This is a genomic window from Micromonospora sp. NPDC049801 (assembly GCF_040656575.1).
In the GTDB taxonomy this organism is placed as follows: Bacteria; Actinomycetota; Actinomycetes; order Mycobacteriales; family Micromonosporaceae; genus Micromonospora.
Genome location: NZ_JBFAMS010000005.1, coordinates 39,183 through 61,177, shown reverse-complemented (window position 1 = coordinate 61,177; position 21,995 = coordinate 39,183). Strand labels below are relative to the sequence as shown.

20 protein-coding genes are annotated in these 21,995 nt (G+C 71.9%); 7 read left to right on the top strand and 13 right to left on the bottom strand.

Going from position 1 to position 21,995, the window contains the following annotated elements; translation table 11 throughout:
* The coding region (locus tag AB0I89_RS10835) for an SseB family protein (protein WP_357123585.1) at positions 1–1,543 on the bottom strand (1,543 nt) is incomplete at its 3' end.
* A 152-nt stretch (positions 1,544–1,695) separates the two neighbouring features.
* Between AB0I89_RS10835 and mycP the strand changes: the two genes are divergently transcribed.
* Complete coding sequence (gene mycP, locus AB0I89_RS10830) at positions 1,696–2,913, top strand: type VII secretion-associated serine protease mycosin (protein WP_357123581.1); 1,218 nt, start codon at positions 1,696–1,698, stop codon at positions 2,911–2,913.
* A gap of 84 nt (positions 2,914–2,997) precedes the next feature.
* On the opposite strand, the gene AB0I89_RS10825 is transcribed toward mycP, so the two are convergent.
* Positions 2,998–3,291 (bottom strand): WXG100 family type VII secretion target, encoded by a 294-nt coding sequence (locus AB0I89_RS10825; RefSeq protein ID WP_357123578.1) that lies wholly within the window; start codon positions 3,289–3,291, stop codon positions 2,998–3,000.
* A 20-nt stretch (positions 3,292–3,311) separates the two neighbouring features.
* Positions 3,312–3,632, bottom strand: coding sequence for a WXG100 family type VII secretion target (locus AB0I89_RS10820; RefSeq protein WP_357123575.1), 321 nt, complete (start codon positions 3,630–3,632; stop codon positions 3,312–3,314).
* 289 nt (positions 3,633–3,921) lie between these two features.
* Between AB0I89_RS10820 and eccE the strand changes: the two genes are divergently transcribed.
* The 4 genes from eccE (at position 3,922) to rarD (ending at position 7,918) form a co-directional block, all read left to right on the top strand.
* Positions 3,922–5,862: a type VII secretion protein EccE gene (gene eccE, locus AB0I89_RS10815; protein ID WP_357123572.1), complete on the top strand. Its 1,941-nt coding sequence runs from the start codon at positions 3,922–3,924 to the stop codon at positions 5,860–5,862.
* A gap of 131 nt (positions 5,863–5,993) precedes the next feature.
* Complete coding sequence (locus AB0I89_RS10810) at positions 5,994–6,380, top strand: phage holin family protein (RefSeq protein ID WP_355049298.1); 387 nt, start codon at positions 5,994–5,996, stop codon at positions 6,378–6,380.
* A gap of 111 nt (positions 6,381–6,491) precedes the next feature.
* Positions 6,492–6,989, top strand: a complete 498-nt coding sequence (locus AB0I89_RS10805; protein WP_357123568.1) for a GNAT family N-acetyltransferase — start codon at positions 6,492–6,494, stop codon at positions 6,987–6,989.
* The gene (gene rarD, locus AB0I89_RS10800) at positions 6,986–7,918 is read left to right on the top strand and encodes an EamA family transporter RarD (protein ID WP_357123565.1); all 933 of its coding nucleotides are present in this window, start codon (positions 6,986–6,988) and stop codon (positions 7,916–7,918) included. Before AB0I89_RS10805 ends, rarD begins: the two co-directional genes overlap by 4 nt.
* A gap of 112 nt (positions 7,919–8,030) precedes the next feature.
* Here the strand turns inward: rarD and AB0I89_RS10795 are convergent, their stop codons facing one another.
* Together AB0I89_RS10795 and AB0I89_RS10790 are read right to left on the bottom strand one after the other, a co-directional pair.
* Positions 8,031–8,753 (bottom strand): zf-HC2 domain-containing protein, encoded by a 723-nt coding sequence (locus AB0I89_RS10795; RefSeq protein ID WP_357123562.1) that lies wholly within the window; start codon positions 8,751–8,753, stop codon positions 8,031–8,033.
* Positions 8,750–9,265 (bottom strand): sigma-70 family RNA polymerase sigma factor, encoded by a 516-nt coding sequence (locus AB0I89_RS10790; RefSeq protein ID WP_357124632.1) that lies wholly within the window; start codon positions 9,263–9,265, stop codon positions 8,750–8,752. The genes AB0I89_RS10795 and AB0I89_RS10790 overlap by 4 nt, the downstream gene beginning before the upstream one ends.
* Positions 9,266–9,480: 215 nt before the next feature.
* Here AB0I89_RS10790 and AB0I89_RS10785 point away from each other — a divergent pair, with 215 nt between their 5' ends.
* A complete protein-coding gene (locus AB0I89_RS10785) occupies positions 9,481–11,607 on the top strand; it encodes a PhoX family phosphatase (protein ID WP_357123559.1) in 2,127 nt (708 codons plus the stop codon).
* Positions 11,608–11,689: 82 nt separating this feature from the next.
* Here the strand turns inward: AB0I89_RS10785 and AB0I89_RS10780 are convergent, their stop codons facing one another.
* Positions 11,690–12,472: an IclR family transcriptional regulator C-terminal domain-containing protein gene (locus tag AB0I89_RS10780; protein WP_357123556.1), complete on the bottom strand. Its 783-nt coding sequence runs from the start codon at positions 12,470–12,472 to the stop codon at positions 11,690–11,692.
* Between the two features lie 154 nt (positions 12,473–12,626).
* Between AB0I89_RS10780 and AB0I89_RS10775 the strand changes: the two genes are divergently transcribed.
* Entirely contained in the window at positions 12,627–13,859 is a 1,233-nt protein-coding gene (locus tag AB0I89_RS10775; protein ID WP_357123553.1) for an MFS transporter, read from the top strand.
* A gap of 48 nt (positions 13,860–13,907) precedes the next feature.
* On the opposite strand, the gene AB0I89_RS10770 is transcribed toward AB0I89_RS10775, so the two are convergent.
* The 7 genes from AB0I89_RS10770 to nuoI form a co-directional block, all read right to left on the bottom strand.
* Positions 13,908–14,993 carry a polyprenyl synthetase family protein gene (locus AB0I89_RS10770; protein WP_357123550.1) on the bottom strand — a complete coding sequence of 362 codons (1,086 nt, stop codon included), beginning with the start codon at positions 14,991–14,993 and terminating at the stop codon, positions 13,908–13,910.
* Between the two features lie 90 nt (positions 14,994–15,083).
* On the bottom strand, positions 15,084–16,637 hold the full coding sequence (gene nuoN / locus AB0I89_RS10765) for an NADH-quinone oxidoreductase subunit NuoN (protein ID WP_357123547.1): 1,554 nt from the start codon (positions 16,635–16,637) through the stop codon (positions 15,084–15,086).
* Positions 16,638–16,752: 115 nt separating this feature from the next.
* On the bottom strand, positions 16,753–18,288 hold the full coding sequence (locus AB0I89_RS10760; RefSeq protein WP_357123544.1) for an NADH-quinone oxidoreductase subunit M: 1,536 nt from the start codon (positions 18,286–18,288) through the stop codon (positions 16,753–16,755).
* A gap of 64 nt (positions 18,289–18,352) precedes the next feature.
* On the bottom strand, positions 18,353–20,278 hold the full coding sequence (gene nuoL, locus AB0I89_RS10755; protein ID WP_357123541.1) for an NADH-quinone oxidoreductase subunit L: 1,926 nt from the start codon (positions 20,276–20,278) through the stop codon (positions 18,353–18,355).
* Positions 20,279–20,290: 12 nt separating this feature from the next.
* The gene (nuoK, locus tag AB0I89_RS10750) at positions 20,291–20,590 is read right to left on the bottom strand and encodes an NADH-quinone oxidoreductase subunit NuoK (protein ID WP_355048264.1); all 300 of its coding nucleotides are present in this window, start codon (positions 20,588–20,590) and stop codon (positions 20,291–20,293) included.
* On the bottom strand, positions 20,587–21,357 hold the full coding sequence (locus tag AB0I89_RS10745) for an NADH-quinone oxidoreductase subunit J (protein WP_357123536.1): 771 nt from the start codon (positions 21,355–21,357) through the stop codon (positions 20,587–20,589). The genes nuoK and AB0I89_RS10745 overlap by 4 nt, the downstream gene beginning before the upstream one ends.
* On the bottom strand, positions 21,354–21,995 hold the full coding sequence (nuoI, locus tag AB0I89_RS10740; RefSeq protein ID WP_355048266.1) for an NADH-quinone oxidoreductase subunit NuoI: 642 nt from the start codon (positions 21,993–21,995) through the stop codon (positions 21,354–21,356). Before nuoI ends, AB0I89_RS10745 begins: the two co-directional genes overlap by 4 nt.

The following is a 21,995-nucleotide window of genomic DNA, read 5'->3' as shown; positions in this document are numbered from 1 at the left end:
TGGACACAGACGGGTCCGGCACGGACGGGCGGCTGAACGGTGGCGGGGCGGTGGTCGTCGGGCCGGGTCGCCGTCCGGTGTCGAAGAAGGGGCCGACCTCGGGCGGATCGAGATCCCGGGACTCGATGATGGTGCCCTCGATGACGATGGGCGTGAAGCCGCGACGGGGGGCGGGCGGGCCGGAGACCGGTTCCGCGACCGCCGGAGGCAGATCCTCCACCGGTTCGAAGCGCCGCCGCTCAGCGGGCCGGCCGCGCGGGATCGCCTGGGTCTCGTCCGCCGGCTCCGAAAGGCGGGCCGGTGGCGGCCTACCGTTGACCGGACCGGGCACCCGGAACGCGCGGGTTGGCTCCTCGGCCAACGGGTCGGGCCGCCGCGGCGGCAGCGGCTGCGTGGCCTCGTCATCGGTCAGCGGCGCTCGTACCACCCGGGATGTGCCCTGGTCAGCCGCGGGCGGCCACGGTCCGCGGCCGACGTCCGGCGCGGGCATCGCGAAGGCCTGGGTCGCGCTGTCGCCGCCGGGCGCGTCGGCGGGACGGCGGCGCGGAAAGGGCTGACTGCCGCGCCCGAACCGCGACGGCGGCGCAGCCCGGTCGCCCGTCCGACCGTCGCCGGAGGGCAGGCCAGACTTACGACCGGACGTCGGTTCGAAGAAGGAGCGCCGGCCGTCCTCGTTGGCGCCACCACCGACGGCCGGACCGTCGCCCTCATTGGCCGGCCGGGTCGCGGACGGCCGGCCGGCGCGTGGAATCGGCTGGTCGACCGGGGCGGCGCGGCTACGGTCGGCGGCCAGGGGCACGTACCGCGAAGCAGCGGTGCGGCTCGCCCCCGGCCCGACGCCGGTGCCCGGCCGGACGGTGCGGGGCGGTTCGGTCGGCTGCGGTGGCCCGGCGGCGGGCATGTCCTCCACCCCGGAGCGGCGCGGCAGGTCACCCGGGCCGGGCGCGCGGGTGGGATGGGCCGAGGCGGGGGTCGGAGACACCGGAGGCGTCGCGCCCCTCGGCCCGGGTCGTCCGGGCGGCGTCGCCTCGGGGACCGGCGGCGAGGGCGGTACGAACCCGGCGGCGGGCGGGGCGTCCCGACCGGTCGTACCCGCCCGGAACCGGGAGAGGGTCTCGGCCCGCTCCAGCCGGGCCCGGGCGCCCATGGCGCGGCCCGGCAGCCGGACGTCACCACGGGAGAGCTGCGACACGAACCAGGACGGCAGGTACCCCTCGACGGGCAGCCCGGGGTTGACCGCGAGCCACCACTCGTGGTTTGGCCAGCCCAGCGCGAGGTCGGCGAACGGGACACGCCGGTGGGTGCCCGCGTGCTCGCCCAGGCAGGCCCGCAGCGCGGTGGTGGAGGTGAAGGCCAGTACGTGCGTCCGGCCACCGGTCGTCCAGGTGCCCCAGCCGGCGGCCTGACCGGCGGATGCCGGTGCGGAGACGGGCAACAGCAGCTCGGTACGGGACAGGAGGCGGAAGTAGAGCTCCTGATCGTTGGCGCGCAGCGCGTCCCGCATCGCCACCTCGGCCTCCGTGGCCGGCTCCCATTCGGTCACGGCCACCTCTCCTCCCGAGAACAGGCCACAGGTATCGCGTACAACCTACAAGGTGGCATCAAGATCACAATGGCTGGCCGGCGGCGGTCCGCCCCGGTGACGGCGAGGCGATAACATCCCGTTCCGGAGCCGACACGATACGGAGGCTGTCGATGTCCCGGTCGATTGCGCGCCCGGTCCTGGCCGGTCTGGCGGTCGCGCTGCTGACCGGCGCGACCGGTCCGGCCGTCGCCGCCGGCCCGCGCCGATCGGCTCCGGTCTGCGCGACCCCACTGACGCCCGTTCGACAGGTCGAGGCCACACCGTGGCCCCAGCAGCGGTACGACCCGGCGCGGCTCGCGCCGCTGACCACCGGGGCGGGGGTGACGGTCGCGGTGGTCGACTCCGGCGTCGACCGGGCACACCCCCAACTGGCCGGTCGGGTGCTGCCCGGCGCCGACCTGCTCGAACCGGGTGGGGACGGCGGCCAGGACTGTGCCGGGCACGGCACCGGTGTGGCGAGCATCATCGCGGCGGCGCCGCGGCCCGACGTCGCCTTCCACGGACTGGCGCCGGCCGCCCGGATCCTGCCGGTACGTGTGAGTGAGCAGCAGGTGGTGCAGGGCCGGGAATCGGGGCGCACGGTCAGCGCCGGCGAGTTCGCCCGCGCCATCCGCTGGGCCGTCGACCACGACGCCGACGTGGTGAACCTCTCCGTGGTGCTGTACGCCGACGACCCGCAGGTCCGTTCCGCCGTCCGGTACGCCGTCGAGCGGGACGTGGTGCTGGTGGCCGCCGTGGGCAACCTGCACGACAACGGTGACCCGCGCCCGTTCCCCGCCGCGTACGACGGGGTGCTCGGGGTGGGCGCGATCGGGGCGGACGGGACGCGGGCCACCTTCTCGCAGATCGGCGCGTACGTCGATCTGGTCGCCCCCGGCAGCGAGGTGCTCGTCGCCGCGCCCGCCCAGGGCCACCAGCGGGTGGAGGGCACCAGTTACGCCGCGCCGTTCGTGGCCGCCACCGCGGCCCTGCTGCGCGCGTACCGACCCGAGCTGACCGCCACCGAGGTGGTGGAGCGGATCGTCGCCACGGCCGATCCCGCGCCCGGCCCGGGACACGGCGGCGGGTACGGGGCCGGCGTGTTGAACCCCTATCGGGCGGTCACCGAGACCGGCGGCCGGCCGGGCGGACCCCGATCCGCCGCCGCGCTCGCCGATGACCGGGCCGATCAGGCCGCGCTGGCCCGCCAGGCGCGTCGCGCGACCGCCCGAGACCGGGCCCTGGTGGCCGGCGCGGTGATCGGCGTGACGGCTGTCGCCGTGGTGGTGCTGGCCCTCGTGCTGCCCCGGGGCGCACGCCGACGTTGGCGACCGGCCGAGCCGGCCTGACCCGACCCGGTCGCCGCCGTGGCCCTCGCCCGAGGGTGGCCGGGACGCCGACGCGGTCATGTCAGCGCTCCCGGCCCACCGACGTCACTGGAACAGCCCGGTGTTCTTCTTCTCGGTGTCGAGGTAGTCGGCGGCGGAGTCGTCCACCGCCAACTTGATAGCACGCAGCATCGCCTGCAGGTCCTGCGAGGCGGAGCGCCACCGCGCCTGGCGCTGCTCGTACGCCTCGCGGGCGTCACCCGACCAGGCCGACACCAGCGGCGCAGCGTCACGTTCGAGCTGGCCGAGCTGCGAGTCGAGCGTGTTCAGCGCCCGCTGAATGTCCGCGCCGGCCTGTTGCAGCGCGGCAAAGTTGACGACCAGCACACCGTTGTCCATCGGAACGCCCTCCCGGCAGGTCAGAGCGGCAGCTGGATGCCGCCGCGGTTGGTGCCGGCCACCCGGCTGGCCGCCTCGTCGTCCGAGACGTCGTACTGTCGGCCGGCGGTGCGAATGGCACCGGCGGTCTCCCGCAGCGCGCGGTGCAACGCCGCCTGATCGTCTGCCCACTGTCGCTTGACCTGCTCGAACGACCGCCCACCGGCGCCGCGCCAGGCCTGCTGCAACACCTCCAACTCGGCCAGCAGGCCGGTCAGCATGGACTGCAACGACTGGTCCACCTGTTCGAACTTCGCGGCGGTCTGCTTCATCACCGCTGCTTCTGCCTGGGTCTGGGACACCCGGACGTCACCTCGTCTCCTCGGTCGTGCCTGGCTGTCAATGCGCCCGCGGTGGGAGCGCACCGCTCGCGTGGCCCGCTCGACGAGCACGGTCGGACACGGGTCAGCGATGAACTTCGTGGCTGACGGTAGCGGCCTGGTAGCGGTTCTGCTACCCCCGGCTCTCCCCTGTGGACAACTACGACAGCCATCGGTCGCCTACTATGTGCGGCAGCCCCGTCGCGGCGCGTGACGGGCATCCGGGGGCGGTCGGCCGCCGGGCACGTCCAGAGCGGGTCGAGGAGGCGCGGTGCCGCCGATCACCACATCGGGCGCGCAATCGGCGAGCGACGCCGGGTGGGGCCCGACCGCAACTTCCCCGACCGCCGGGTCGGACATCCCCGCCGTCCCGTCGGTCGGCACCGCACTGGACGTCGGATCGACCACGATCGGCGGCAGCGCGTCGGGCACTCTCGGCAGCGCCGCCGTACCCGCTCGACGGCCCACCGCGCGGTGGGCCGCCATCGGTCGGCTCGGTGCGGCGATGCGCGCGGGCCAACTGGTCACCGGGCAGGTCGCCGTGGCGGTCGTCCTCGCCGCCTCCGGCCAGGGCGCCCCGGTCATGATCGCCGCGCTGTTGGGGGCGACGCTTCTGGTGACGGCCGCCTGCGCCCGGTTCCGGGGCCGGTGGCTCTTCGAGTGGCTGGGCACCGCCGCCGGGCACGTGACCCGCCGTCGCGGCCTGGGCGAGCGGGCCGGTGCGGCCGAACTGCTCGACCTGGTCGCGCCCGGAGCCGTCGTCGGCTCGACCGAGTTGTCCAGCGGGCCGGCGGCGGTGCTGGAGGACACCGGCGGCATGGTGGTGATGCTGGAACTCGGAGACCCCGGCGACCTGCTCGGCGACGCGTCCCGGGCGATCCCCGCGCCGTCCACGCTGCTACCGACGCCGGGGCCGGACGTGCCACCGGTACGGATCCAACTGCTGCTCACCGGCACACCGGCGCCGGTCCCGACGGCGGGTGGCACGGTCGGGACCTCGTACCGGCAGCTCACCGACGGCCGCCTCGTCGGGCGGGAGCGGGCGGTGCTCGCGGTCCGGGTGCTGCGGGCGGACGGCTGGACGCCGGAGGCGCTGCGCCGGGCACTCGCCGGCACGACCCGCCGGATCATCCGTCGGCTCGGGCCGCTGACCGCCCGGCCGCTCGGCGTACCCGCGGCGCTGCGGGTCCTGGGCGAGCTGGCCCATCACGACGGCGAGCCGATACTTCAGGCCTGGCCGTCGCTGCGCACCGGCACTCTGGTCCAGGCGACGTTCCGGCTGGTCCGCTGGCCACAGGGCGGTGGGGCGGGGGCCCGGCGGCTGGTACCCCGGCTGCTGACGCTGCCGGCGACCGCGACGACCGTGTCGCTCTGCGTGGGGCCGGCCGCGGACGCGGTGACCGAGCTGACCGTACGCCTGGCCGCCACGTCGACGGCCGAACTGACCGTGGCCGTCGCCGCGTTGGGCCGCCTCGTCGACGGCGCGGGCGGGGAACTGCGGCGGCTCGACGGCGCGCACCTGGACGGCCTGGCCGGCACGCTACCGCTGGCGCTCCCCTCGGCCGGGCGGCCCGAGGCGGCGCCGGACGACTGGGAGTTGACCCTGGGCGAGGCGGGGATGTTGGTCGGCACCAACCGGCAGGGTGGCGCGGTCACCGTGCGGCTGTTCCGGCCGGAGGGCACGCGGGTGCTGTTGCTGGGCGGGGTGCGTACCGCTCAGCTCGTCGCGTTGCGTGCGATGGCGCTGGGGGCGCTGGTGGTGGTGCAGACGGCGCGACCCCGCGCGTGGGAGCCGTTCGTACGGGGGGTGGGCGCGCCGGGCGGAACGATTCCGCTCATCCCGCCGGGCCGGCCGGTCGCCGAATCGGCCGGCGCCGCACTGCGGCCGTTGCTGCTGGTCGTCGACACCGGAGCGGTGCCGGCCGAGACCGAACCTGGTCCGGCGTGGCGGGCCACCCTCGTGGTGCGCGACGAGCTGACACCGGCCGACGTGGACACGTTGACCCGCGCCGACCTGGCGGTGCTCCAGCGGCTGCACCCGGCGGAGGCGACGCTGGCCGGCGCGGCGCTGGGCCTGGGCGCCTCGGCCGACTGGCTGACCCGCATCCGCGACGACATGGTGGCGGTGGTGAACCGTCGCGCGTTGCGGTGGGCACTGCTCTCCCCGACTCCGATCGAGTCCCAGCTGATCGGCCGGCCGGCACGGGCCTGAGCGCGCCCGCGCCCAGGGGTCTGCGCGCGCCCGCGCTCAGGGGTCTGCGCGCTCGCGCGAGGCGGGCCGGTCGTCCTCGATGGTCAACTGCCGGGTTACGCCCGTGGATGGTCCGTGGCACGATCCCCGCCATGGGTTTTCTGAAAGGGTTGCTGATTCGGCTGGCCACCACGGCACTGGCCTTCTGGCTGGCCACGCTGCTCATTCCGGGCATCGACCTGGAATCGACCTCCGCCGTCCAGACGGTCACCACGCTGATCCTGGTGGCGGCGATCTTCGGCATCGTCAACGCGGTGCTCCAGCCGGTCATCAAGACCGTCGGCTGCGGCTTCTACCTGCTCACGCTCGGCCTCATCGCGCTGGTGGTGAACGGGCTGCTGTTCCTGCTCACCAGTTGGATCGCCGATCAGGCCGGGCTGCCGTTCTCGGTGGACGGGTTCTGGCCGGCCGCCGTTCTCGGCGCCCTGTTCGTGAGCATCGTGACGTGGATCCTCGGGGCCGTCCTCGACCGCGACTGACCGACCACCACCGTCCCGGACCGCCCGGCCCCGACGGGCGGGGCGGTCCGGTGACCAGAGTTCGGGAATTGGCCGGCTGGCGGCCCCCTCGGGTCGGTTAGCGTCGCCGACGTGTTCACCCTGACCCGGCCCGACGGCCACCTGCTGAGCACCGATCCCGCCCGACTCGACCTGGACCGGGTACACCACTGGCTGTCCACCGACGCGTACTGGGCACTGGGACGCGACCGGGACAGCGTCGTGCGGGCGTTCGCGGGGTCGCTGCCGTTCGGCATTTACCGGACCGACGACGACAGCCAGGTCGCGGTGGCCCGCGTGGTCACCGACCGCGCCACCTTCGCCTGGCTCTGCGACGTGTACGTCGACCGGGCCGCGCGAGGGCTCGGCCTGGGCACCTGGCTGGTGGGCGCGGTCCGAGACCACCTGGACGAGCTGGGCGTACGGCGGATCCTGCTGATCACCAACGACGCGCACGAGGTGTACGCGCGGGCGGGCTTCACCCCGTTGGACGTTCCCGAGCGGTGGATGAACCTCGATCGGCGACCGCCGGTGACCCCCATCACCGGAAAGGAACCAGACGGAGGTTCACCCCTTACGGTGGAGGCGTGACGCCACTCCGCCTGGGATACCTCTACGGCATCGGCGCGTACCTGCTCTGGGGTTTCTTCCCGCTCTACTTCAAGGTGCTGCGGCCCACCGGCCCGTTGGAGATCCTGGCCCACCGGATAGTGTGGTCGGTGCTCTTCGTGGCCCTGCTGCTCGGCGCGCTGCGCAACGTCGGCTTCCTGCGGGCCCTGCTGCGCCGGCGCGCGGCGCTCGCCGGAATCGTCGCCGCGGCGGCGCTCATCGCCGTCAACTGGGGCACCTACATCTACGGCGTTAGCTCCGACCGGGTGGTGGAGACCGCGCTCGGCTACTTCATCAACCCCCTGGTGGTGGTGCTGCTCGGGGTGACGGTGCTGCGGGAGCGGCTGCGGGCCGCGCAGTGGGTGGCCCTGGGCATCGGCGGGTCGGCCGTCGCGGTGCTCGCCGTCGACTACGGCCGGCTGCCCTGGCTGGCGCTGACCCTGGCGTTCAGCTTCGCCGGCTACGGCCTGATCAAGAAGCGGCTCGGGCTGCCCGCCGCCGAGGGGCTCTTCGTCGAGTCGGCGGTGCTGGCGCTGCCCGCGCTGAATTACCTGGCCTGGTTGTCCCGGCACGACGGACTGACCTTCGGGCACGTCTCGGCCGGGCACACCGCGCTGCTGGTGCTGGCCGGCGCGGCCACCGCGATCCCGCTGCTGCTCTTTGCCGGGGCCGCCAACCGGCTGCCGCTGACCGGCCTCGGCATGATCCAGTACCTGGCGCCGATCCTCCAGCTCGGCTGCGGTGTGCTGATCTTCCACGAGCCGATGCCGCCGGCCCGCCTCGCCGGCTTCGCGCTGGTCTGGCTCGCCCTGCTGGTCTTCACCGCCGACGCCATCCGCGCCGCCCGCCAGTCCCGCCGGTCCCGCCCCGTCGTGGCCGATCATGGAGTTGTGGTGCCCGCCGAACACTAGTTCGGGCGCTTTGTCACCCACCACAACTCCATGATCGACGGGGTGGGGGTGGGGGGCGGGGTGGGGGCGGGGCGGGGCGGGGGCGGGGTGGGGGGCGAGCCTGGGGGCGGGGTTAGGGGACTGCGTAGGTGAGCAGGGGGGTGCCGTCGGCTCGTTGGAGTTCCACGCTGACCAGCTCCGCGTCGGTGAAGCGGGTCATGCCGGTGAACACCAGGTCGTCGCCGGGCGCGGCGAGCCAGGAGCCGATCTGTTCGCTCGCGCCGCTCGGGCCCTTCGCCACCAGCCGGAACGGGTACGCCTTGCCGTAGCTCGTCCGCGCGTCGTACCCGCAGTGCATGGTGATCTCGGTGCCCCACTTGCTGCCGGTCAGACCGATGTCGGCGTGCACCGGACCGGCGAGTGCCACCGGCCGCATAGCGACCATCGACACCTGCGGGGCGGGGCGCGAAGTGCCCTGCGCCCCCGGGTCAGGCGGCGGGGCGACCGGTCGGGGCAGCACGGCAGCCGTTCCCACGCCGACCACCAGGGCCAACGCGGCGGCGGCCAGCGTCGTCAGGGCGTACCGGCGACGGATCCTGGTCCGTTCGCGGCGCCGGCGCGCCCGGGCCTCCTCGAGCAGCGCGGGCGCCCGGGGCGCGGTCGGCGGTGGCAGGAACTGTTCCAGGCCCGCCGGGTCGAGGCGGCCGAGCAGTCCCGGTAGGACGGCGATCTCGGCGACGGCATCCCGGCACGAGGCACAGCCGGCGAGGTGCCGCTCGTAGGCCGCCCGCTCGGCGGGGGCCAGGGCGCCCAGCACGTACGCGCCGTCGTCGTGCGCGAACTCGCACCGGGTCATCCCGTCACCCCCATCTCGGCCAGGACCAACCGTAGTGAGCGCAGCGCGTAGTGGGTGCGTGACTTGACGGTGCCCGGCGGCACCCCCAGCCGCGACGCCGCCTCCGCCACCGACCGCCCCTGGTAGAAGCACTCCACCAGGACTTCACGGTGGGTCGGGCTGAGCCGGTTCAACGCCTCGGCGACGGTCCACGCCTCGACGGCGCGCTCGGCCTCGTCGACGACCTCCGGCGGCTCGGGAATCTCGTCGGTGAACACCTCGCCGACCCGCGTGGAGCGTCGACGCCAGGCGTCGATGGCCAGGTTGCGGGCGGTCGTGAACAGCCAGGCCCGCACGGAGCCACGTCGTGGGTCGAGGGACTCGGGATGCCGCCAGGCCCGCAGCAGCGTCTCCTGCACCAGGTCCTCGGCCCGCTGCCGGTCGCCGTTGACCAGCCGCAGGGCGTGTGCGTACAACGCCTCCGCGTGCTCGTCGTGCAGCGCCCGCAGCAGTTGGGCGTCATGGTCGCTGATGGCGGTCTCCTCACTTCCGGCGCGGGTCCGGCGGTGCGTCCGCCCGGGAATACGTGTGGTGACGCCGAACGGTTCAGCCCGAGGTCAGACCACTGGTGGCCGGGCAGGTGTTCACGCCTGGTTCACATCGCGGCCGACGACCGCTCACCGCGTCCTCCTAGCGTCCGGCTGGTACGCCGCCTGTCGCGCCACCCACTCACCTGGAGGCTTCTCCCATGAGCGACCGTCCCCGGCTGCTCCCGCTGTTGACCGGCAAGCGCCACGGCACCCGTGACGCCATGACCTGCCTGTACCGCTGCGGCAACGCCTGTGACCACCCGGTACCGAACACGTCCGAGAACGCGTACTTCGGTGACGTGGTGGACGCGGAGGTCTCCCGGCGCGGCGTGGTCCGGGCCGGCGCGGTCGGCGCCCTGGTGCTCGGCTTCGGCGGCGCGGCGGTCGGCGCGCTGGCCGGCGCGGCCCCCGCCAGCGCGGCCCCCGCCACCCCGGACGTGCCGGAGAACTTCGGCTTCGGCCGTCCCACCACGGGTGTCGGCAGCGGCGCGCTGACCTTCAAGCCGATTCCGCCGAACAAGCTGGACACCCTGGTCGTGCCGAACGGCTACGACCACGCCGTGGTGATCAAGTGGGGTGACCCGGTGCTGCCGGGCGCGCCGGCGTTCGACCTGCACCACCAGAGCGCCGCCGCGCAGTCGAAGCAGTTCGGCTACAACAACGACTTCGTGGGTGTGCTGCCGCTGGACAAGCAGGGCAGGAGGGCGCTGCTCGTGGTCAACCACGAGTACACCAACGAGGACCTCATGTTCCCCGGGTTCCCCGGCCTGGACGGACTCTCCGTGGAGCAGCTGCGCACCGCAATGGCCGCGCACGGCATGTCCGTGGTGGAGCTGGAGCGGGTCGGCGGCACCGGGCAGTGGAAGCCCGTGGGCAACGGCCGCCGGCCGTACAACCGGCGGGTCACCGCGCTGAGCACCAAGTTCGACCTGACCGGCCCGGCCGCCGGCTCGGCCTGGCTGAAGACCGCCGCCGACCCGAAGGGCCGTACGGTCGTCGGCACGCTGAACAACTGCTCCGGTGGCGTGACCCCGTGGGGCACCGTGCTGTCCGGCGAGGAGAACTTCAACCAGTACTTCGTCGGCGCCGACGCCGCGCCGGCCGACCTGAAGCCGAAGTTCGACCGCTACGGCATCACCACCACCGCTCGCTACCCCAGCGGCAGCCGCAAGTGGGAACGCGCCGACGAGCGCTTCGACCTGGCCAAGCACCCCAACGAGGCGCACCGGTTCGGGTGGGTCGTCGAGATCGACCCGTTCGACCCGGAGAGCCGTCCGCGCAAGCACACCGCGATGGGTCGCTTCAAGCACGAGGGCGCGAACGTCATCATCGCCAAGGACGGCCACGTGGTCGCGTACATGGGCGACGACGAGCGGTTCGACTACCTGTACAAGTTCGTCTCGGACAAGAAGTTCCTCAAGGGCAACTCCTGGGCCGCCCGCAAGCACAACCTGACCCTGCTGGAGTCCGGCACGCTGTACGTGGCGAAGCTCGACCAGACCAGCGCCGCCGAGATCGACGGCTCCGGCACGCTCCCCACCGACGGCGCGTTCAACGGTCGGGGTCGCTGGATCAAGTTGGTCAGCGGCAACAGGTCGTTCGTCGACGGGATGACCGCCGCGGACGTGCTCACCTTCACCCGGCTCGCCGGTGACAAGGTCGGCGCGACCAAGATGGACCGTCCCGAGGACGTCGAGCCGAGCCACCTCACCGGCAAGGTGTACGTGGCGCTGACCAACAACACCGACCGCGGCAAGGCCGGCAAGGCGGCCGCGGACGAGGCCAACCCGCGCAACGCCAACAAGCACGGGCAGATCCTGGAGCTGGTCGAGGAGCGCGACGACAACACGGCGGAGACGTTCGCCTGGTCGCTCCCCATCGTCTGCGGCGACCCGACCGACCCCTCGACGTTCTTCTCCGGGTACGACAAGACCCAGGTCTCGCCGATCTCCTGCCCGGACAACGTCGCCTTCGACGCCACCGGCAACCTGTGGATCTCCACCGACGGCAATGCGCTGGGCAGCAACGACGGCCTCTTCGCCACCGCGGTCGACGGTCCGGAGAAGGGCCACCTCAAGCAGTTCCTGACCGTGCCGATCGGCGCGGAGACCTGCGGTCCGTTCATCACCGGCGACAACCGCTCGGTGTTCGTCGCGGTGCAGCACCCGGGCGAGATCACCGGCGCGTCGGTGGAGAACCCGGCCTCGAACTGGCCGGACGGCGACTACGCCAAGCCGGGCGTGGTGGTCACCTGGCGCCTCGACGGCGGCCCGGTGGGCAGCTGACGTTCCCCTGGCGGTTCGGCGCCGGACCGCCCCGAGAGGCCCTCTTCCAGCCCGGGAGAGGGCCTCTGGCGCGTCCGGCGGGTCAGTGGTCGGCGGCGATGCCGTCGGCGACCGTACGGGCGACGGTGAGCAGCTTCGCGCGTACGACCCGGGCGGAGGTCATCATCTCGCTCGCGGGCAGGGCGCAGGCCAGCACAACTCGACGTTCCATGTCCTTGTCGGGTGCGACGAGCACCGCCGCGCAGGCCACCCCCTGGCGGAACTGTCCCAACTCCAACTGCATCCCCCGGCGGTCACCGGCGGCCAGGTCGGCCTCGAACGTCTCGGTGGCGGTCAGCGTGGCGCTGGTGAAGGGACGCATGCCGTACTCGCGGAGATAGCGGAAACGCTGCTCGGCGGTCAGGGTGGCGAGCAGGGACTTGCCGAGAGCGGTCGCGTGGGCCCCCTCGTCGAAGCCGGGAACGAGATCTTCCAGATACGGCGAGCGGTGCCCCTCGGCCACCGCCGTGATGGCGACCTGACCGCCGACGAACCGACCCAGGAAGTGGCTGTAACCGGTGTCGACGGCGGCGCGTCGCAACGTCTCGCCGACCACCGGCGGACCCCGGAACGCGGTCACCAACTCGCGGTAACGGTCGGCCACCTCGAGACCCACGATGTACGTGCCGTCCTCGCGACGGATCACGTAACCCTCGTACGCGAGGGTGCGGACGAGGTGGTAGGTGGTGGCCACGGTCAGCTCACACCGTCGGGCGATCTGCTTGACGGTCAGGCCCTTCGGGGCACGACCGACCGACTCGAGCACCCGCAGTGCTCGGGACACGCTGCGGATCAGGTCCGAAGGTTCTGCCAAGGGGTCGCGCACAACCACCTCCGCCGCCGGGGACTTACACCATATGAAAAACAGGCCGCGTGCGAAATGCCTGTTCGGGTCGAGGATGCCAGATCACCATCCACTCCTCGTACACCAGCGGTCACCAGGAGTTGCCTGAGCGCGACTCGCGTAGGTTTGCCGCACGATGACCCACACCGTCCTCACCCCCGCGCCCGTCCGCACCCGCCCCATCCGGGCCAGCGCCGGCGCCGTGGCCACCACCGTGGCCTGCGTACTGCCCGTCTTCCTGCTCGGCGGCCTCGCCGTGCAGATGGGTGCGGATCTCCGCTTCTCCCCCGCCGGGCTGGGCCTGGCCGTCTCCGTCTACTTCGGCGTGAGCGCGCTGGCCTCGGTGCCCTCCGGACGCCTCGTCGAGCGGTACGGGCCGGCGCTGGTGGCCCGCTGTGCCATCGTGCTGGCCTCCGGGTCGATGCTGGCCGTGGCAGCGCTCGCCCGCTCGTACGAGGCGCTGCTCGCCCTGCTGGCGCTCAGCGCCGCCGCGAACGCCCTCGGCCAGCTCGCCAGCAACGCGGCGCTCGCCGAGCACGTCCCGCCGCGGAGGCAGGGCCTGTCGTTCGGCGTCAAGCAGGCGGCGATCCCGGTCTCGACGCTGTTGGCCGGCGCGGCGGTGCCCACCATCGCGCTCACCGCCGGCTGGCGTTGGGCGTTCGTGGTGGCGGCAGTCGCGGCGCTGACCACGCTGCCGGCCGTACCCCGGCAGGTGTCCGGTCGTGCGCGTCGGGCCGACGGGACGCGCGGAGGCCGGGCCACGACGGCCCTGGTGGTCGTCGGCGCGGCGGCGACGTTGGCGGCGGGCGCGGCCAACGCGCTCGGCACCTTCCTGGTCGACTCGGCCGCCGCCCGGGGCCTCTCGCCTGCTCTGGCCGGCCTCACCCTGACCCTGGGCAGCGCGGTCTGTGTCGTCGCCCGGGTGGGCGCTGGCGGACTGGCCGACCGGCGGGCGAACGGTCACGTCGCGCTCATCGCCGCGATGCTGGTGATCGGGGCGGTCGGGCTGGGCCTGCTCGCGGTGGCCGGCCCGGTGCCGCTGGTGGCGGGCGTGGTGCTCGGGTTCGGTCTGGGCTGGGCCTGGCCCGGCCTCATGACCTTCGCGGTGGTCCGGCTGCACCCGCAGGCTCCGGCCGCCGCCACCTCGATCACACAGACCGGGGTGTACGCGGGCGGCTGCCTCGGCCCACTGAGCCTCGGCCCGCTCGCCGCCCACCTGGGCTACCCGACAATGTGGGCCACGGCCTCGGTGTCGATGCTGCTGGCCGCCGCCCTGATGCTGACCGCCAGCCGCCTCCTACCAACCCCTCACCCCCGAGCCGGTGATCATGAAGTTGTTGCCCGATCACACGGCGTGTCGAGGCAATAACTTCATGATCAACGAAGCTGGGGGTGCCGCGCTGGAGGGGTGTGCTGGTCAGCTTGTGCGGTCGGCTATGTAGTCGCAGAGCGACTCCAGGGCCTGGCGGGACGAGTTCGCGGGGAGCGGGGCCAGACAGGCGCGGGCGTCCTCGGCGTAGCTGCGCACGGTCTCCCGGGCACGCTTGAGCGCCGGGCTCTCCCGCAGCAGCCCCAGCGCCTCGGCGTGCAGCGCGTCGTCGGTCAACGGACCGGTCGCCAGGATCTCCCGCAGCCGCACCGAGGAGGCGTCGGAGTCGTCGGCCGCACGGGCGTAGAGCACCGGGAGCGTCGGGACCCCCTCGCGCAGGTCCGTGCCGGGCGTCTTGCCCGACTGCACCGACTCGGACGCGATGTCGAGCAGGTCGTCGGAGAGCTGGAAGGCGACGCCGATCGTCTCGCCGTACCCGGCGAGCGCCTCGACGTGCTCCGCCGGAGCGCCACTGAACATGCCGCCGAAGCGGGCCGACGTGGCGATCAGGGAGCCGGTCTTCTCGGCGATCACGCTCAGGTAGTGCGCGACCGGGTCGTCGCCGGCACGCGGCCCCACCGTCTCGGCGATCTGCCCGTGCACGAGCCGGGCGAAGGTGCGCGCCTGCAACCGGACGGCCTCCGGGCCCAGGTCCGCCGCGATGTCCGCGGCGCGGGCGAAGAGGTAGTCGCCGACCAGGATGGCGACCGAGTTGGTCCAACGCGAGTTGGCGCTCGGCGCACCCCGCCGCACGTCCGCCTCGTCCATCACGTCGTCGTGGTAGAGGGTGGCCAGGTGCGTGAGCTCCATCACCACGGCCGCCGGGACCACCCGCGCACCCGTGGGATCGCCGAACTGGGCACCGAGCGCCACCAGCAGCGGCCGGAACCGCTTACCCCCGGCGTCGAGAAGGTGCCGGGCCGCCTCGGAGACGAACGGGTCGGCGCTGGCCACACTCGCACTCAGCTCGACCTCGACCGCTTCCAGCAGGCCCAGCACGGATGCCTCGACGCGGGGATCGGCGAGATGAAGGCCGAGCGCGCCGAACTGACTCATGCTCGCCCGACCCCGGCGACCGCCGGAACCGGTGGCACCTGAACGCTCGCCAGCCGGAATCACCACACCATCAACCATGCCACACCCGTTCTACCTGCTCCGGATCGGGGATACGCAGCGGGGGCCGGCACGCTGTCGCGCGCCGGCCCCCGGTGGTAGAGCCACGTCTCACCGCACGAATTCGGCGGCTCCGGTAGCCAGGTCGAGCAGCGGCGCCGGGGCGACACCCAGCACCAGGGTGGCCAGCACGCCGATCATCAGGGCGGCGGAGGTGAGCCCGCCCGGCACGGTCACGGTCGGGGTGGACTCGCCCGGCTCGGACAGCCACATCATCACCACGACCCGCAGGTACGGGAACGCGAGCACCATGCTGGTCAGCACACCGGCGATCACCAGCCACGCCTGACCGCCCTCAAGGGCCGGCCCGAAGATGGCGAACTTGCTGGTGAATCCGCTGGTCAGCGGGATACCGGCGAAGGCCAGCAGGATGAACGTGAACAGCGCGGCGAAGAACGGCGAGCGCCGGCCCAACCCCGCCCACCGGGACAGGTGGGTGGCCTCGCCGTCGGCGTCCCGGACCAGGGTCACCACGGCGAACGCGGCGAGCACCGAGAAGCCGTACGCGACCAGGTAGAACATCGTGCCGGACAGCCCGTCCTTGCTCGGGGCCAGCACGCCGACCAGCAGGTAGCCGGCGTTGGCGATCGAGGAGTACGCGAGCAGCCGCTTGATGTCGGTCTGGGTGACCGCGAGCACCGCGCCCAGGAGCATGGTCAGCACCGCCACCGCGCCGAGGACCGGGGTGAAGTCCCAGCCCCCGCCCTCGAACGCGACGTGGAAGACGCGCAGCAGGGCGCCGAACGCGGCGACCTTGGTGCAGGCCGCCATGAAGCCGGTGACCGGGGTCGGCGCACCCTGGTAGACGTCCGGGGTCCAGACGTGGAACGGGGCCGCGGCGGCCTTGAAGAGCAGACCGATGGCGAGCAGCGCCATGCCGGCGAAGAGCAGCACCGGGCTGGCCGGAGACTCACTCACCGCCGCGTTGACGGTCGCGAAGTCGACACCGGCGGAACGGCCCGGAACGCCCGCGGTGAAGCCGTAGATCAGGGCCACACCGAACAGGAAGAACGCCGAGGCGTACGCGCCGAGCAGGAAGTACTTCATCGCCGCTTCCTGGCTCAGCAGCCGCCGGCGGCGAGCCAGCGCGCAGAGCAGGTACAGCGGGAGGGAGAAGACTTCCAACGCGATGAACATGGTCAGCAGGTCGTTCGCCGCCACGAAGATCAGCATGCCGCCGATGGCGAACGTGACGAGCGGGTACACCTCGGTGAGGCCGTTGCGGCCCTCAGCCTGCTTCCGGTCGTCGGCCGACTCCGCCGTCACGGCGGCCTGGGCGACGAACGCGCCGCCCCGCTCGACGGAGCGGTCGCCGATCAGGAGCAGCGCCATGGCCGCCAGCACCAGGATCGCGCCCTGGAGGAACAGCGTCGGCCCGTCCACCGCGATGGCCTGACCGGCCGTGATGAGCCGGTCGTCGGCGTTGAGGACCACCATGGTCAGCGCGGCGAGCACGGCCAGCAGTGCCAGCGTCAGCTGCACCAGGTGTCGCGAGCGCCGGGGCACGAAGGCCTCGACCAGCACGCCGAGCAACGCGGTGCCCAGCATGATCAGGATCGGGGCGAGCGCCGCGTAATCGAGCGACGGCAGTTTCAACTCGGTCACTGTGCCGACCTTTCGTTCGCGACTGCGGGGCTCCGCTGCGCTGCACTCCTCGCGCTCACCGATGCCGACCTTCCGTTCGCGACTGCGGGGCTCCGCTCCGCTGCACTCCTCGCGCTCACCGGCCTGCCTCCTGGAGAGTGCCGCCCACCGATGGGGCGGGGTCGGTCCTGCCGATGTCGTCCATGGTCGCCTGGACGGCCGGGTTGATCACGTCGGTGACCGGCTTCGGGTAGAAGCCGAGCAGCACGATCAGCGCGATCAGCGGGGCGACCACGACCTTCTCCCGCAGGCTGAGGTCCCGGCGCATACCGTCGACCTCGGTCAGCGCCGGGTTGAGCGTGCCCTGCGTGGTGCGTTGCACCATCCACAGCACGTACGCCGCCGCCAGGATGATGCCGACCGTGGCGATGACCGCCACCGGCTTGTTCACCGTGAACGTGCCGATCAGCACCAGGAACTCGGAGATGAACGGCGCGGTCCCCGGCAGGGCGAGCGAGGCCAGACCGGCGAAGAACAGCACACCGGCGAGCACCGGGACCAGCTTGCCGGCACCACCGAAGTCACTGATCAGCGCCGAGCCACGCCGGGCGACGAGCATGCCCACCACGAGGAAGAGCAGGCCGGTGGCCAGGCCGTGGTTGAGCATGTAGAGCACCGCGCCGGTGCCGGCCTGGGTGGTGAACGCGAAGATGCCCACCCCGATGAACCCGAAGTGCGCGATCGAGGTGTACGACACCAGCCGCTTGAGGTCGTTCTGACCGACCGCCAGCAGCGCCGCGTAGATGATGCCGATCACGCCCAACGCCAGCGCCCAGGGCGCGAACCACTTCGACGCCTCGGGGAACAGCGGCAGGCAGTAGCGCAGGATGCCGAACGTGCCGACCTTGTCCAGCACACCGACCAGCAACGCGGCGGCACCCGCCGGGGCGGCGCCACCGGCGTCCGGCAGCCAGGTGTGGAACGGGAAGAACGGGGCCTTGATGGCGAACGCGAGGAAGAAGCCGAGGAACAGCCACCGCTCGGTGCCGGTGCTGATGTCGACCTGCGAGAGCGCCTGCCAGTCGAACGTCTTGCCACCGACCACCCACAGGCCGATCACCGCGGCCAGCATGAACAGACCGCCGACCAGCGAGTAGAGGAAGAACTTCACCGCCGCGTACTGCCGCTGGTGGCCGCCGTAGCTGCCGATCAGGAAGTACATCGGCACGAGCATGACCTCGAAGAACACGTAGAACAGGAAGACGTCGGCGGCCGCGAAGACGCCGATCATCGTGCTCTCGAGGATCAGCAGTAGCGCGAAGTAGACCGGGATGGACCGCTTCGACGACTCGGCGTCGTGCCAGGACGCCAGGATCACCAACGGCACCAGCACCGCGATCAGCATCAGCATCACCAGCGCGATGCCGTCGGCGGCGAAGGTGAAGTTGACGCCCCAGTTCGGGATCCAGGTGTACGACTCCCGGAACTGGAACCGGTCACCGCCGGCGTTGAAGCTGACCCACATCACCACCGAGAGCACCAGTACCAGCAGCGACCAGGCGAACGCCACCTGCTTGGCCAGCTCGGGCCGGTGGCGCGGCAGGAAGGCCACCACCAGAGCGCCCACCAGTGGCGCCACGGTGAGCACCGAGAGGAACGGGAAGTTGGACATTATGCGGCCTTACCTCCGTGGTGGATGCGTGGTCCGCCGGCGGGGGCGGGCGTCTTCGGGTCGGTCATGCCAACCACCCCGCCTGCACCGCGAGGAACGCCGCCATCACCAGCAGCGCGCCGGCCAGGATCGAGGTGGCGTACGAGCGGACGAAGCCGGTCTGCATCCGCCGGAGTCGACCCGAACCCCCGCCGACGGCGGCGGCGAGCCCGTTAACGAGACCGTCGATGCCCCGGTTGTCGAGGAAGACCAGCGCCCGGGTGAGGAAGATGCCCGGCTTCTCGAAGACCGCCTCGTTGACGGCGTCGGTGTAGAGGTTGCGTCGGGCGGCGGTGACCAGGATCCCGGCCGGCTGCGGCGCGGTGGCCGTGCCGGCCCGGAACAGGAACCAGGCCAGGCCGGCGCCGAGCACGGTGACCAGCAGCGACAGCGTGGTGATCACGAGGTGCGAGAGGACCGGCTCGTGCTCCGCGTGCTCGCCGCCCAGACCGGCGGTGGACGTCAGCCAGTCCGGCACGGAGGTGGAGAGCAGGAAGCCGGCGCCGACCGAGCCGATCGCCAGCAGGATCAGCGGAATGGTCATCAGCTTCGGCGACTCGTGCGGGTGCTCGATGTCCTCGGTCCACCGCTTCGGACCGTGGAACGTGAGCACGAACAGCCGCGTCATGTAGAACGCGGTCAGGCCCGCACCGAGCAGCGCGGCACTGCCGTAGAGCCAGGCGGTCCAGTCCTCCCGCTCGAAGGCGGCCACGATGATCGGCTCCTTGGAGAAGAAGCCGGAGAACGGGAACATGCCGATGATGGCCAGCCAGCCCATCATGAACGTCAACCAGGTGACCTTCATGTACGTCGACAGCCCACCGAAGCGGCGGATGTCCACCTGGTCCTTCATGCCGTGCATGACCGAGCCGGCGCCCAGGAACATGTTGGCCTTGAAGAAGCCGTGCGCCAGCAGGTGCACGATGGCCAGCGCGTACGCCCCGCCGCCGAGACCGACGCCGAGGAACATGTAGCCGATCTGGCTCACCGTCGACCAGGCGAGCACCCGCTTGATGTCGTCCTTGGCCGCGCCGATGATGCAGCCCATCAGCAGGGTGAGCGCGCCGACGCTGACCACCACGAGCTGGAGCGTCGAGTTCGCGGAGAAGATCGGGTTGGAGCGGGCGATCAGGTAGACACCGGCGGTGACCATGGTGGCGGCGTGAATGAGCGCCGACACCGGGGTGGGGCCCTCCATCGCGTCCGGCAGCCACGCCTGCAACGGGAACTGGCCGGACTTACCGGCCGCGCCGAGCAGCAGCAACAGGCCGAGGACCAGCACGGTGGTGCCGGTCAGTGAGCCGACGCCGTTGAAGACCTCGTCGTACTGGGTGGTGCCCAGGGTCGCGAACATGATGAAGATGCCGATGGCGAGGCCGGTGTCACCGACCCGGTTCATCAGGAACGCCTTCTTGCCGGCCGTGGCGGCGCTCGGCCGCCCGTACCAGAAGGAGATCAGCAGGTACGACGCCAGACCGACGCCCTCCCAGCCGAAGTAGAGCATCACGTAGTTGTTGCCGAGCACCAGCAGCAGCATGGCGGCGACGAACAGGTTGAAGTACGCGAAGAACCGGCGGCGACCCGCGTCGTGCGCCATGTACTCCACGGCGTACAGGTGGATCAGGAAGCCGACGCCGGTGATGAGGAGCACGAAGACGGCGGCCAGCGGATCGAACAGCAGGCCGAAGTCGACCCGCAGGTCACCGACCGCGATGAAGTCCCACAGGCTCAGCTCGACCGACTTGTTCTCCAGGCCTCGTAGCTGGAAGAAGGACGCCAGCCCGAGCACGAACGCGGCGCCGATGGCCGCGACGCCCAACCAGTGCCCCCAGCGGTCGGCCCGCCGGCCGAGCAGCAGCAGGATGGCCGCGCTGACCAGCGGGATCGCCACCAGCAGCCAGACGCCCCCGAGCAGCCCCGTGGCCTGGGCGTATTCCACAGTCTCTTCCACCGGTGGACCCCTTTAGTACTTCAGCAGGTTGGCGTCGTCGACGCTCGCCGAGCGTCGCGTCCGGAAGATGGCCATGATGATCGCGAGGCCGACCACGACCTCGGCGGCGGCCACCACCATCACGAAGAACGCCATGATCTGGCCGTTGAGGTCACCGTTGATCCGGCTGAAGGTGACCAGCGTCAGGTTGGCCGCGTTGAGCATCAGCTCGACACACATGAACAGCACGAGCGCGTTGCGTCGGACGAGCACCCCGGCGGCGCCGATGGTGAACAGCACCGCGGCCAGCACCAGGTAATAGTCAGGAGTCACCGGTCGGTCCCCTTCAGAGTGGTCTCCTGCGCGGTCAGCTCACGCACCGGCAGGATGTCCGGCGTGCTCCGCTCGGTGAGCCGGCCGTCCGGCAGTCGCGCCGGGGTGGCCACCGAGGAGGAGGTCGCGAAGACGCCGGGGCCCGGCTTGGGGCCCGGGTAGTTGCCCGGCGCGAAGCGGGCCCGCATGGTCGCCGGCTGGTCCATCTTGTCCTGCTTGCGCCGCTCGACGTGCGCGAGCACCATGGCGCCGACCGCCGCGGTGATCAGCAGCGCCGAGGTCAGCTCGAACGCGAAGACGTACTTCGTGAACAGCAGCCGGGCGATGCCCTGCACGTTCCCCTCCGCGTTGGCCTCGTCCAGGCCGACGGCGGTGGAGCCCTCGACGGCCCGGTAGAGGGCGCCGCCGACGAGGCCGGCGAAGCCCAGCCCCAGCACGATCGCGGCGACCCGCTGACCGCGCAGGGTCTCGATCAGCGAGTCGGACGCGTCCCGACCGACGAGCATCAGCACGAACAGGAAGAGCATCATGATCGCGCCGGTGTAGACGATGATCTGCACCATGCCGATGAACGGCCCGGCCTGGAGCACGTAGAACACGCCCAGGCAGAGCATGGTCAGCACCAGCCAGAGCGCCGAGTGCACCGCGTTGCGGGCCGCCACCATCCCGATCGCGCCGATCAGCGCGAGCGGCGCGAGGATCCAGAAGGTGACCTGCTCGCCGCCGGACACCCCGCCCGCCGCGGCGAGCACCGTAGACGTGGTCATGCGTTCTCTCCCTTGCCGACCGCCGCACGCTGGGCGGCCTGCTCGGCGCCCGGGAACGTCACGCCGGGGTGCTCCTCGACCTGGTAGCGGCCAGGGCCCATCGGTGACGTCTCGGCACCGGCGGAGGTGCCCGGGTTGTCCAGCGCGCCGACGTAGTAGTCCTTCTCGCTGTCACCCAGCCGCATCGGGTGCGGCGGCTGCTCCATGCCCTCCAACAGCGGGGCGAGCAACTGCTCCTTGGTGAAGATCAGGTCCTGTCGGTTGTCCCGGGCCAGCTCGTACTCGTTGCTCATGGTCAGCGAACGGGTCGGGCAGGCCTCGATGCAGAGTCCGCAGAAGATGCACCGCGCGTAGTTGATCTGGTAGGTGCTGGCGTACCGCTCACCCGGCGAGAAGCGCTGCTCGTCGGTGTTGTCGCCGCCCTCGACGTAGATCGCGTCCGCCGGGCAGGCCCAGGCGCACAGCTCGCAGCCGATGCACTTCTCCAGGCCGTCCGGGTGCCGGTTGAGGATGTGCCGCCCGTGGTAGCGCGGCGCCGAAACCGGCGGCTTGAACGGATAGTCGGTGGTGACGACCTTCCTGAACATGTGCGAGAAGGTGACACCGAATCCCTTGAACGTTCCGGTGATCGCGCCCAC